We start from the raw sequence: 11,959 nt of genomic DNA on the forward strand, positions 1-11,959 counted from the left end.
CGCAAGCAACTATAAATATCCGTTGTAGCGGTCTCCACTAACCGTTTCATTACGTCATAACATACAAGTATAGCACAGTGCGGACGGAATTTTGACATAAAACGAAAAAAAACCGCGCAGCAGCACGGCTTCGCGGTCTTTGTCCTATCGTAAAAAATAAAATGGCTGTTTGCTAAAATGCCGTTACCAGCTTGTGCGCGGACCTTGCATGGAATCCGTAGCGCGGTCGATATCGTTCATCATATCTTTAATGCGATTCAACCCTTGCTCAAGCTGCTTCTGATGGGAATCGAGACGGTGGGCAAGCGATCTGATTTGCACTTGAGTCGGAGCTTGGGGAGCATTCGACAGCTCGATCAGCTCTTTCTCCAATGCATCAATGCCGATCAAGCCTGTTCCGAGCATTTCGATGCCGAACTTGGCTTTGTCAGCGAGATGGTCGATTCTTAGCGCGGTTTCCTTCGCTTGCTGGTTGCCCCATCCACCCATGTAGTTGTTTTGGCCAACTGGCGGTGTGTAATCGCTCATCGAGACATGCCTCCCTATTTCTGATATTTATCCGTGATTTCGTCAATCTTATTCGTAAGCTTGTCGATTTCGTCCGTCAAGTTATCGATTTCGTTCGTCAGCTTGTCAACATCCTTAATGTTGCGTTGAACTTCGTCGATATTGCCTGTTGCGGCGATCACTTTGGACATGACCTCTTGTGCAATGGAAGTAACAAGAACCTGAACATGGTCAGGAGCGTTCTGTCCCACTTGCCCGACCAGCCTGTCGATCAGCGGCTTAACTTGAGACAATGTCGTCGCAGCATTCGTTAATTCACGGCCGCAAGAGTTGAGCTCGGAGTCGATTTTGTCAGCGACACGGTCTATCTTGGATTGTGTAATCTGATCAATCTCTCTAATCACTTTATCGATATCATTCGCCATTTCACGTACTGCGCCTTTTCCTACTAACATGGACTACTCCTCCAGTTTGTTGACAAATTCTTGAATCATCTCTAATTATAAGGGAGAAGGCCTTGCTCTTCAATCCAAATAAGGGAAATCACGTCATTTATTTAGGAGGTTAACTAATCAGGATTAAATCCGAAAAAAAGCCGTTGCCGTCTTCGTCGTTGCCTTAGCGACGACCTCTTCAGGTTGCCCGATACAGTGCGCCACGGTGCGCAAAATATGCTGCAGGAATGCAGGTTCGTTGCGGCCGCCAGCCGGCTTTTCCTTCAAGTCGCGCGGCGTCAGGAACGGCCCATCCGTCTCGATCATCAGCCGATCCAGCGGAATCATTCGGACAAGCTCCCTCAGATGCTTGCCTCTTCGTTCATCGCAAATCCAGCCCGTAATTCCGATATGGAGTCCCATATCGAGATAAGCCTTCAGTTCTGGCTGCGTTCCAGTGAAGCAGTGGACAACCGCATTCTTCACCTCGTATTCCTTGAGCATTCCTACAAAATCCGTAAAGGCTTCCCGGTCATGCAGAAATAACGGCATGTCCAGCTCAATCGCCAATCGAATCTGCTCGCCAAACCATTTTCTCTGCACATCGCGAGGCGAGAAATCACGGTTATAGTCCAAGCCGCATTCCCCTATGGCAACTACTTCTCGGTTTGCCGCCAATTGTCGCAGCTTAGCTATCGTCTGCCCATCGCAGCTCTTCGCGTCATGAGGATGTACTCCCGCAGTAGCATACAGCTTCCCAGGGTAACGGCTCGCATAACGAGCTGCTTCCGTACTGTTCCTCAGGCTCGTTCCCGTAATAATAAGCGGCTCAACCTGATTCGACGCCGCCCTCTCTATGACCTGCTCGCGATCCTGATGGAATGAACGATGCATCAGGTTGACGCCGATATCTATAATAGGGTTATTCATAACTCTCTTCCTCCCCTTCCTCCGAACGCCATATCGAACAGCATGTCGCGGGTACGCCATCGGTTAACCACACTTCATTGCCAGCGTAATAAAAGATTACGCCTAGCTGCTTCGCCATTGCCGTATCCACCTTAAGTATAACAAGCTCGCCTCTTCGGCTTCCCGCCAACGCAGCGAAATGAGTGCCTTCCGATAAGTGCACGTACTGTCGGCTCATCGGATGGATCCCTTCTTTCATGATCGTCGGGAGTGCTTTCCCGTTCGTACCGTGGTATAGAACGGAAGGCGGTTCGCCAGGGACATATTGCACTCTGTCGTGACTATGGCCGTATCTCGCCCTAATGCGTCCGCCATCGATTTCGAAGCGCTGCTTATCCGAGTTGCGCACGACCTGCTCGATATGTTCCAGCTTCGTTGCCGACCACTTGGGCTGCGCTTGAATGGCATCCAATAACGCATTTATCGTACATGATCCATCCTCAGGGTTCAGTTCAACGCCGAATTGCTCCGGCGCATGCCGAAGCAGCTTGGTCATTAGTTTGCTCAGCGTATTTTCCGATGCTTGATCCAACATTCATTTCACCTAACTTTCCAATCCTATCTACGACCGATATTCCTTAGCTAAGATTATAACCCATTCCAACTGCATCGGAACGGGAATGAATAGTTAGAACCAAACGTTCCAGAATCCTCATCCAACGAAAAAGAACGGAGCTATTCGGATAACCTATTGCGTGTATGAAAAGGACCTCGGCTTTCACTTTGCAGTGGAGGCCCAGGTCCTTCGTTTGTTATTCTAGACATACTTCCACGTCGGGCGAATAGTTGTACGAAATATCGTATGAACCAACCTTACAGCTAGGTCGAATCAAGACATTTGATCGAAAAATCGTACATAATCATCGGCCGCGTAGATAGATTTATATACTTTTGTATGATAAATCGTATAAGTTTTTACAATTCACATCTTTTTAACTGGTCTTATGTGAAAAATCATACAAATTGACTAATAAGAAAACCGTTAATTCGTCAAGATGGGCGTGCACGACACGCCTTCCGTTTCAGATTGCATCGTAATCGATGACTATGCAAGAAGTACAACGGCAAGGGCGATAAGCGCCGGCAGCCCTTGCGTCACGACAATCGACCGCTTCGCCGTCAAACCTCCGTAGACAGCTGCAACGAGTACGCACGCTAGGAAAAACAATTGGATCTGCCGCCCGAACGCGTCATCCGGATGCAGCAGTCCCCATGCCAAACCAGCTGCCAGAAAACCGTTATACAGCCCTTGATTGGCCGCCAACGATTTGGTTTGCTCCGCAAACGCCTTCGTCGTGCCGAAGATGCGCATGGCCCGGGGCTTGGTCCACATGAACATCTCCAGAATCAGGATATAGATATGCTCCAAAGCAACCAGCGCGACGAGAATAACACTTAATGCAACCATAAGCTTTCACTTCTCCGTTCCTCGGATTAGGCCCGTTTCAAAGCCAATAATTGTTATTTTAATCGTCGGGAAGAGGATTGGCAAGACGAATCGCAGCCGCTTGGAAGGAATTTCAAGCAGGCTCTGTCGAATAAGTAGGTAGCACAGGACATGAACGAAGCAGCTCCACACCACCTGGAAGGAGTCACCCTATTTGCGATTCCTGAGAACCGATATTCGCCGGCCATTGGAATTTATTTCGGCGGGACAATTGCATTCGCTTCGCTCCTGGACCCATTCCCGGCGCGTGATCGACAGCTTCGAGATCATCGTGGGCGTCAAGGGGACGCTGCATGTCGGACAGCAGAACGAACGTTACGACGTCGGACCGGGAAACGTGCTCCTTCTGGTCCCGGGCGAGACCCATTTCGGATACCAGCCGAGCGAAGGGGAGCTTACGTTTTACTGGGTTCATTTCCTATGTCCCGATAACGCGCGGATTTGCGAGGAGGAAGAGTGGCTGCAGGACAGGAGCCGGCGGGAATCCGACGAACAGCTGGCGGCAAGAAGCGAGTTTGCTTATTTGCCCTTATTTTTCCGTTGCGGCCATCCCGACAAAATCGATATCCTGTTTCACCAGCTTCAGCATCTGAACAACTCCAAGCTCATTCATTATTCGGCCCTGCATTATCGCATGACCTCGTTGTTTTTGGAGCTGGCCGAGCAAGCGGAGTCCGGTCATGCGGCCGATTCCTCCATCCCCCCCGATCCGCTGGTGGCGGAAATCGCGGAATGGATTCGCATTCATACGGCGGAGCCGCTTACCGCTTCGAGCATTGCGGACAAATACGGGTATAACCGCGACTACCTGTCTCGGCTGTTCAAACGGTTTTTGGGCAGAAACCTGCATGAGTATATTTTGGCCCAAAAAATGTTCAAAGCGAAGTCGCTGCTGGCCGGAACTAACCGCACCGTCAAGCAAATCGCCCACGACGTCGGCATTCCGGACGAAAAATACTTTATCCGCCTATTCCGCAAACACGAGCATCTCACTCCAACGGGCTATCGCAACGCCTATTACCTTAAGCATATGAACGTCGAATGAAGCTATCGCAACAGAAAACCTTCGCCAATCGTATCCTGCGGATCTAGAACGAATTCGCATGACGCAACCAACCTGGCGCGGGCGGTTAACGTCCAGACCCGTTCCTTGCTGCCTTCATCTGCGGACAAGAGCATGCCTTCTACTTCTCCGCCCGCAAGTCCGCGGAAGCAATAGGATTTCCCGGGTACCGCATCTTCCTTGCTAAGCTTGACGAGCATCGCTCCAACTGCTCCAGCGTGCGGAGCGCGCAGCAAACCACCGTCGCGGCCGACTGAGGCAAGCGCGATATGGCTGCCGCCCCCCTTCTCGGTCAGCACGGTTTTCTTTCCTCCGCCTGCGAGTCTTCGCAAATAGGCCTCTATGACATACGCCTTATGGGATTGAAGCGACAGACCGGCATCAAGAGCCGGAATAATCGAGTACGACGCGAGCGCGGATGTCGTGAGTCGACATATGGCTGAACGTCGATTTTCCCCGTCTGCTTCACTGACCGCAATGATCCCCGTCTCCGTCTCGAACACGATTCCCTCGCAGGCAGGCCGCAATCCGGTTTCCGTCAAAGCCGAAGAAGCGCCCAGCGCATCCATTACGTCCGTCTCGCAAAGTCCCTCCGAATCGAATGTCATTAAGCCAAAATCACCGTTTCGCGACGACGTTACAACCCCGATACGCATCGCGGCATGTCCTCTTGGCTCATGCTGCAGCCATCGAAGCGGCGGATGGCCGCCATGCCATAGCCGCGTTGCCTTTTCCTTCAGCGTCTCTTGCGCCTGCCCTTCTGCGGTATCGAACAGTACGCGAAGCGGCCAGCCCGCGACATGGACGTCCAGCGCTCTAGCCATTCTACTAAATATCATAGCTATTCTCCCCTCAGTGATCGTTCGGAGGAACGAACAGAAAACCTTCGTTCAGCGGATCGTCCGAATTCGAATAGAATGTATGCATGCCCATGATCCGAGCCGATCCTGCGATTTCCGTAATGACAGCCTGCTTCTTGCCTATCTTCGTCTGCTCCAGTACTCTACCCCTGAACAACGATCCGACGATGCTTTCGTATACGAACGTTTCGTTCAGACCGATTTTGCCTTGCGCGAACATGGCAGCCAGCTTGGCTGAAGTGCCCGTGCCGCAAGGCGAACGGTCGATCCCCCCGGGAGGCACGACGACGGCATTGCGCAAATCCGCGTCCGAATGTCTCGCATCGCCGAAGAACTCGACATGCGTCACCCCGCTAATAAACGGCGATTCCGGATGCTCGACGACCAGGCTGCGGTTAATCGCTTGCCGGATACGCACCGCCTTCTCGATAATGGCTGCTGCGTTCGATGGCTCAAGCTGCATGCCTAGCGCGCGTGCGTCTACAATCGCGAAGAAATTGCCGCCATACGCAATCTGACATTCCACTTCGCCGATCTCCGGCACGTCTATGCGGCTTACGCTATGAAGAAACGCCGGAATATTGCGGAACGCGACTTGAATCGCCGTCCCGTCCCTAACCGTCACCTCCGCGCGAACAAGCCCTGCGGGCGTATCCAGCTTAATGACCGTTATCGGTTCCTCGACCGGCACAAGTCCGCATTCGACCAATGCGGTGCAAAAACCGATCGTATCATGCCCGCACATCGGCAAGTACCCGCCCGTTTCAATATAAATGACGCCCACATCGGCTTCTTCGCGACAGGGCGGCACCAAGCATGCGCCCGACATTACCTCATGCCCGCGGGGCTCGTTCATCAGCAGGCGGCGTATACCGTCATGATGCTGTTTCATATCGAGCATTTTATCCGCCATCGTTGCCCCTGCAAGCTTCGGCATTCCGCTAATAACGGTGCGGGTCGGATTGCCTCCCGTATGGGTGTCAATGGTGCGATACACTCTCGCTGCTTTCATGGCTGCCATCCCCCTCTCTCTTATTGAAGCGGCCGAAGCTCAGAGGCTCGGTTGGAATGCAGGTCGTCGCAGCATTGATGAGCAACTCCCCCATCAGCTTCCCGGTAACGGCAGCCAGGCTAATGCCGTCTCCTTCATGGCCTGCCGCAATATAGAACCCCGGCATATGTTCGACCTCGGATACAATCGGCAAATGATCAGGCGTCCAAGGACGCAACCCGGTATACGTGCGAATGATATGGAAATCGGACAACGCGGGATAAAAGCGGAGCAGCCGTCTGGCCATGCAAGCGATGACGTCCGGCCGCACCTCCGTATCGAAGCCGACGAACTGCCGGCTGGAGCCGATCAGAAAGTTCTGGCTTTCGGTCGGCTCGAAGACAAGCGCCACACCGTATTGTTCGGTCAAAGGATCGACTTTGCGCGTACCTCCGAATTTGGACATCAGGTACCCGAACTCCATCACCTTGCGCCGGCCGACCGGCAGCTGCCTGGAAGCGACGATAAGATGGCCCTTGCGCGGAATAATCGGAACATCTATGCCGAGCAATCCTCCGATTGCAGGCGCCCAGCAGCCGGCAGCGTTGACGACTTTGTCGGCGACCCATGTTCCTCGGTCCGTATCGACGGCATAACCGTTCCCGCTTAGTTTGGTTACGTTCTGCACCGTCGTGCCCAAACTTATCGTTGCGCCATGTCGCCTTGCACCGTCGGCGAGCGCATACGTCAGCAAATACGGATTCACCGTCGAGTCCGATCCGCATTCCAGCCCGCCGGGCAGATCGTCGGCGAAGTAGCGCGACTCCTGACGAATATCGTATCGATCAAGCATTCGAAACGGAAGTCCAAGCTCCGCTTGCCGCGCGACCCAGCTTCGCGCCGCTTCCATCTCCGCTTCCGTCTCGCATACGAACACGCTGCCAGGGGCCCGATATTCGAATGGCTGCTCCAGCTCACGGGCCAGCTCCGCGACGATGCGCTGGCTCTCGATCGACATCAGACTGTCGAATCCTGGTTCCTTGTCGATGACGAGAATGTTCCCGTCGCATCGCGACGACGTCCCTTGCGCAATTTCTCCGCGTTCAAGCAAAGCGACGGACAATCCCGCCTTAGTCGCGAAATAAGCAACGGACGCGCCAATAATGCCGCCTCCTAAGACGAGCACGTCCGCATGCCGCTTGACTGTCATAGCCTTCACCTTCCGATACAAATATTTACACTTTCAATTGACAGTGTAATAATTAAGTTACACTTTCCAAGGGAGGAACTTTACGTTGCAACCTACTTCCGCGCATGCTCATATGGACCCGTTCGCCAGCCTGATCGGGGAAAGTCCCGCATTGCTTTCCGTTATTGAAATGGCCCGCAGGCTGGAGCATTCGGCAGCCACCGTAACGCTAACCGGAGAAACCGGCGTTGGCAAAGAAGTGTTCGCAAGAGCAATTCATGCGCTGCGCGAAGCGGCCGGCTCCCCCTTTGTTGCCGTTAATTGCGGAGCCTTAATGGCCAGCCTTGCCGAAAGCGAGTTGTTCGGCTACGAGAAGGGCGCTTTCTCCGGAGCCGATGCGCGTGGCAAACCGGGCAAGATCGAGCTGGCTCGAGGAGGCACGTTGTTTTTGGATGAAATCGGAGAGATGTCTCCCGACTTGCAAGCGAAGCTGCTGCGCATTCTCGAAGACCGCGAATATTATCCGGTCGGCGGTACGCGCACCCTCCGCTCGGACTGCCGCTTCATCGCTGCAACGAATCGCGATCTGGCTATGCTTGTGGAACAGGGGAAATTCCGAGAAGATCTGTATTACCGACTAACCGTTATAGAACTGGAGATCCCGCCGCTGCGGCACCGTGCCGAGGATATTCCGCTGCTCGCTGCAGCGTTCGCGGAGCGATTCGGCTGCGCCATGCCGATAGACGGCGAACTGCGGTCGCTGCTTACCCTTCATCCATGGTCGGGCAATGTCCGGGAACTGCGCAACGCGATCGAACGCTTATGCGTGCTATCCGCAGACGGAGCGCTAAGAGCGGAGCTTCTGCCTCCAGCCGTGCTGCGCAGCACAGCTCAGCGGAAGCCGCCGTTCTCCGAAACGCATAACGACCAAAGTCACTCATTGCCCGCGCAAGGCGCTTTATCCGATTGGCTCGCCATTTATGAGCGCCGATTTATCGAATCCGCGCTTAAGGAAACGGAAGGCAACAAACAAGCGGCCGCCCATCTTCTCGGCATCTCGCGCATGACGCTCTACAAACGCATCAATGCTCTGTTCGGGACTGATCCAAAAAACTAAAGAGTCCTCCATTCCTTCGAAAAACCGGTTAACTGCTCTACGGATCCGTCGTCGTTCACGTATAGATCGTCTTCGATTCGCACCCCGCCGAAGCCGGGAATATAAATGCCCGGCTCGATCGTCAGCAGCATGCCGGCGGTGACGGGCTGCTCGTTCCAGCCGTGAACGGAAGGCGGCTCATGGATCTCCGTCCCTAGCCCGTGGCCGACACGGTGCGGGAATCGGTCTCCATAGCCCTGCTCTCGAATCCACGACCGCGCCGCTTCGTCAACCGATGCAAGCGCCGCTCCAGGCAGGAGTGCGGCGATCGCCCTTCTGTTCGCTTCCTTCACCGTTTCGTATATCCGCTTATGCTCGGGGGTTCCTGAGCCGACAAAGAAGGTCCGGGTCATATCCGATAAGTAGCCCTCATAGCTCGCGCCCATGTCGACCAGCAGCCAATCGCCATCGACGATCGCATAATCTCCGCTCTCCCCATGCGGCAAAGCCGAGCGTTCTCCGCCAAGCACGGTCGTCTTGAATGCGGGGCCATCTCCTCCGGCTAGGACGATCTGGCGTTCGATTTCCTCCGCAAGCTCCCTCTCCCTCATACCTCGGCGGAACGTGCCTAATGCAGCTTCGAGCGCAGCGTCCGCCATTTCTGCCGCCGCCTTCACGAGATCTGCTTCCTCCCGCGTCTTGCGTCCCCGCAATTGCCCGATGTCCGAACCGATATCGACGAACTCCGTACTCGGCCACAATCGAAACAGCTGTTCCGCCGTTTGCCATGACAGCGTTTCTTTCTCGATGCCGCAGCGCATCGGCTCCGACCCGCATGTTTCCCTTAATGCTTCGGTCGCCTGCTTGCCGTCCGGAATCGGAACAAGCCTGTCGATCCCTTGCGCAAGGGCTGCCTTCGTCTCGTCTAACGCCGGGACGAACAGAATCGTCGTTCCGTCCGCCTCGATCCACAGCGCCATGAATCGCTCCATCGGATCCGAACGGAAGCCTGTCAAATAAGCGATAGACGCCGGCGAAACGACAAGGAACGCCCCGATGCCTCTCCCGTCCAGCTTCTCCAGCAGCATGCTTTTCCTTTTTTTGTACGGCATATTCAAACGGAATCCCACCTTATTGATTCTTTGGGACGACAACATCCCTAGTCATTAATAGCTACTGCAAAAACAATGCCATGGAGATGCCATTTGCAAAATTTGATTTACGGCTCAAAGGATGGCACGAAATTTGCATCTTTAATTGGTATCCAGCCCAATCCACAAGGAGGCTATTTGCATGAATGATTCATTCCTTATCATTTGCAGATGCGAGGAGGTCACGCTGGGGCAGATTCGCGACGCTATACGCCAGCATGACTGTTCCGCACGCGAGACCAAGCTGCGCACGCGCGCCGGAATGGGAATATGCGGCGGCCGTACGTGCCGACCGCTTCTTGATCGCTTGATCATGCCGCCTTCAGGTGACTCTACCTCCGATCTCCCGCTAAAAATCCAACCGCCGGTTCGGCCGATGTCGTTCGCTGAATGGGGGCAATCAACATGAGCGGCGGAAGAATCGAACAGCATCCCGTTCTTGGTCCTCTCCCGCCCGCTGCAACGATCTTATTTACCTTCGATGGGCGAAGCTATGCTGCGCGAGAAGGCGAAAGCGTCGCCGCTGCGCTGCTTGCCAGCGGCGTTCGGACGCTCAGACTTCACGAAGAGCATGGATCGCCTAGAGGCATTTACTGCAACATCGGACATTGCATGGAATGCCGGGTAACTATTAGCGGCATATCCGGCGTTCGCGCCTGCCTAACTCCTGTGAGGGAAGGCATGGTGGTCCGTTCAGGAACCGTGTTGCCTACTCCGTTCCGGCATGCGGCAGAAGCAGAAGCAGAAGCAGAGAGGAGTACACCTCTATGAACCAGACTTATGATCTTATCATCGTCGGCGCGGGGCCGGCCGGCTTGGCGGCAGCCTGCTGCGCATCGCAAGCCGGACTGAAAGTGCTGCTGCTGGATGAATTCATGAAGCCGGGCGGGCGCCTGCTCGGTCAACTCCACCAGGAGCCAGGCGGCGCCTGGTGGAACGGCATTCGGGAAGCCGAATTGCTCGTGCTTGAGGCACGGGAAGCAGGCGCGGATATTGAAACCGGCGTGTCCGTCTCCGGTCTGGAACGGTCCAGCGATAACGGCTGGACGATATGGACGGTCCGCGGCTGCTATCGCGCCTCCTTCGTCCTCCTCGCTACCGGCGCTGCCGAGTCGGCAAATCCGTTGCCGGGCTGGACGCTGCCCGGGGTTATGTCGATCGGTGCGGCTCAGGTCATGACGAACGTACAGCGCGTCCGTGTCGGCAACCGGGGCGTCGTAATCGGCATGAACGTGCTCGCCATGGCCATCATGTCCGAGCTGCGTCTGGCCGGCATCGATTTGGCCGCGATTGTGCTGCCTCCCGGCAATGCGCTTAACGGTACTTCATCCCATCCCGCAGCCGTCCTTGACTCGCTTCTGCGTTTCGCGGATTTAGCGCCGAACGCGATGTTCAAATACGGTGCGAGGGTTATGCAGCAGAGCAGCCTGTTGCGTGAACTCGCGTTAACCCTGTATCCGAAGCAAGGGATGCGCATGCTGAACGTACCGCTTCAGCTTCGCCGCTGCGCGGTAGAGATTGTCGGACGGGAAGCCGTCCAAGGCGTGATCGTTGCCGACGTCACATCGCAAGGCGAACCGATTCCCGGCAGCGAGCGCTTCATCGAAGCCGACTTCGTCTGCATCGCCGGCGGCTTATACCCGCTTGCGGAGTTGGCTGCCGTCGCCGGTTGCCCTTTTCGCTACGTGCCGGAGCTCGGCGGACATGTTCCGGTACATTACGAGAACATGCAAACGCCGCTTCCCGGCCTCTACGTTGCCGGCAATATTACCGGCGTAGAAAGCGCGAAGGTCGCGATTGCGCAAGGCAAGGTAGCCGGGCTTTCAATCGCGATAAGCGCCGCCGCTGTGAAAGCGCCCAGCGAAGTCGAGCTGCTTGGCGCCATGGAGCAGGTCAAGCAAACGAGACGGGAGGCGCTCATTCAGTTTCATCCCGATATTGCCAGCAGCCGAGCCAAATTGTACGAATCGGAAGTCGTATAGCCATTCTTTTTTTGATCGATTAATGCTCAGTGAGTGGAATGGCGGTATGGCTATACTGGATAATTGCAGTAACTTCAGGCTGTATTTCGCCATATCGAGAGCTATATTGGATATTTGCAACATAGACCTCGATCTTGCACCTAAAATGCCGTCAAAAGCGCATAGTTACTGCGAATACGGCTAGGCCCCTTAAATCCGGAGTCTTACCCAACAAATAATGTCTGTTCGAAGTAAAGCTTATTATTTCGGGCGATTACATTGCTTTATGAA

The 11,959-nt window shown here is 54.6% G+C and carries 14 protein-coding genes; 5 read left to right on the forward strand and 9 right to left on the reverse strand.

The features are described 5' to 3' along the window. Nucleotides 1-183: 183 nt before the first annotated feature. The 5 genes from V8F51_RS30645 to V8F51_RS30665 all read right to left on the reverse strand — a co-directional run bounded on the left by V8F51_RS30645 (nucleotide 184) and on the right by V8F51_RS30665 (nucleotide 3,318). On the reverse strand, nucleotides 184-528 hold the full coding sequence (locus V8F51_RS30645; RefSeq protein ID WP_337104304.1) for a hypothetical protein: 345 nt from the start codon (nucleotides 526-528) through the stop codon (nucleotides 184-186). 14 nt (nucleotides 529-542) lie between these two features. Then, the gene (locus V8F51_RS30650) at nucleotides 543-962 is read right to left on the reverse strand and encodes a hypothetical protein (RefSeq protein WP_337104305.1); all 420 of its coding nucleotides are present in this window, start codon (nucleotides 960-962) and stop codon (nucleotides 543-545) included. A gap of 123 nt (nucleotides 963-1,085) precedes the next feature. After that, nucleotides 1,086-1,871 (reverse strand): TatD family hydrolase, encoded by a 786-nt coding sequence (locus V8F51_RS30655; protein ID WP_337104306.1) that lies wholly within the window; start codon nucleotides 1,869-1,871, stop codon nucleotides 1,086-1,088. Next, entirely contained in the window at nucleotides 1,864-2,445 is a 582-nt protein-coding gene (locus V8F51_RS30660; protein WP_337104307.1) for an RNA 2'-phosphotransferase, read from the reverse strand. The genes V8F51_RS30655 and V8F51_RS30660 overlap by 8 nt, the downstream gene beginning before the upstream one ends. A 510-nt stretch (nucleotides 2,446-2,955) precedes the next feature. Further along, nucleotides 2,956-3,318 (reverse strand): DUF1304 domain-containing protein, encoded by a 363-nt coding sequence (locus V8F51_RS30665; RefSeq protein WP_337104308.1) that lies wholly within the window; start codon nucleotides 3,316-3,318, stop codon nucleotides 2,956-2,958. Nucleotides 3,319-3,511: 193 nt separating this feature from the next. On the opposite strand from V8F51_RS30665, the gene V8F51_RS30670 reads away from it, so the two are divergent. After that, complete coding sequence (locus V8F51_RS30670; RefSeq protein ID WP_337104309.1) at nucleotides 3,512-4,402, forward strand: helix-turn-helix transcriptional regulator; 891 nt, start codon at nucleotides 3,512-3,514, stop codon at nucleotides 4,400-4,402. 2 nt (nucleotides 4,403-4,404) lie between these two features. Here V8F51_RS30670 and V8F51_RS30675 read toward each other — a convergent pair whose 3' ends face one another. Genes V8F51_RS30675 through V8F51_RS30685 form a run of 3 tightly spaced genes read right to left on the reverse strand, consistent with a single transcriptional unit; the run spans nucleotide 4,405 to nucleotide 7,481 of the window. After that, complete coding sequence (locus tag V8F51_RS30675; RefSeq protein WP_337104310.1) at nucleotides 4,405-5,259, reverse strand: hypothetical protein; 855 nt, start codon at nucleotides 5,257-5,259, stop codon at nucleotides 4,405-4,407. Between the two features lie 13 nt (nucleotides 5,260-5,272). Continuing rightward, nucleotides 5,273-6,292 (reverse strand): proline racemase family protein, encoded by a 1,020-nt coding sequence (locus tag V8F51_RS30680; RefSeq protein ID WP_337104311.1) that lies wholly within the window; start codon nucleotides 6,290-6,292, stop codon nucleotides 5,273-5,275. Beyond that, nucleotides 6,261-7,481 (reverse strand): NAD(P)/FAD-dependent oxidoreductase, encoded by a 1,221-nt coding sequence (locus V8F51_RS30685; protein ID WP_337104312.1) that lies wholly within the window; start codon nucleotides 7,479-7,481, stop codon nucleotides 6,261-6,263. The genes V8F51_RS30680 and V8F51_RS30685 overlap by 32 nt, the downstream gene beginning before the upstream one ends. Nucleotides 7,482-7,566: 85 nt before the next feature. On the opposite strand from V8F51_RS30685, the gene V8F51_RS30690 reads away from it, so the two are divergent. Beyond that, on the forward strand, nucleotides 7,567-8,577 hold the full coding sequence (locus tag V8F51_RS30690; RefSeq protein ID WP_337104313.1) for a sigma-54 interaction domain-containing protein: 1,011 nt from the start codon (nucleotides 7,567-7,569) through the stop codon (nucleotides 8,575-8,577). Here V8F51_RS30690 and V8F51_RS30695 read toward each other — a convergent pair. Continuing rightward, nucleotides 8,574-9,668, reverse strand: coding sequence for a M24 family metallopeptidase (locus V8F51_RS30695; RefSeq protein ID WP_337104317.1), 1,095 nt, complete (start codon nucleotides 9,666-9,668; stop codon nucleotides 8,574-8,576). The two genes, V8F51_RS30690 and V8F51_RS30695, sit on opposite strands and share 4 nt — an antisense overlap. A 181-nt stretch (nucleotides 9,669-9,849) precedes the next feature. Here V8F51_RS30695 and V8F51_RS30700 point away from each other — a divergent pair, with 181 nt between their 5' ends. From V8F51_RS30700 to V8F51_RS30710, 3 genes are read left to right on the forward strand one after another with little or no spacing between them, the layout of a single operon-like run. Beyond that, nucleotides 9,850-10,116: a (2Fe-2S)-binding protein gene (locus V8F51_RS30700; protein ID WP_337104314.1), complete on the forward strand. Its 267-nt coding sequence runs from the start codon at nucleotides 9,850-9,852 to the stop codon at nucleotides 10,114-10,116. Continuing rightward, a complete protein-coding gene (locus V8F51_RS30705; RefSeq protein ID WP_337104315.1) occupies nucleotides 10,113-10,478 on the forward strand; it encodes a (2Fe-2S)-binding protein in 366 nt (121 codons plus the stop codon). The genes V8F51_RS30700 and V8F51_RS30705 overlap by 4 nt, the downstream gene beginning before the upstream one ends. Next, nucleotides 10,475-11,689 carry an NAD(P)/FAD-dependent oxidoreductase gene (locus V8F51_RS30710; protein WP_337104316.1) on the forward strand — a complete coding sequence of 405 codons (1,215 nt, stop codon included), beginning with the start codon at nucleotides 10,475-10,477 and terminating at the stop codon, nucleotides 11,687-11,689. The genes V8F51_RS30705 and V8F51_RS30710 overlap by 4 nt, the downstream gene beginning before the upstream one ends. Nucleotides 11,690-11,959 lie beyond the last annotated feature (270 nt).

The sequence above is a fragment of the Paenibacillus sp. YIM B09110 genome, from assembly GCF_037167145.1.
In the GTDB taxonomy this organism is placed as follows: Bacteria; Bacillota; Bacilli; order Paenibacillales; family Paenibacillaceae; genus Pristimantibacillus.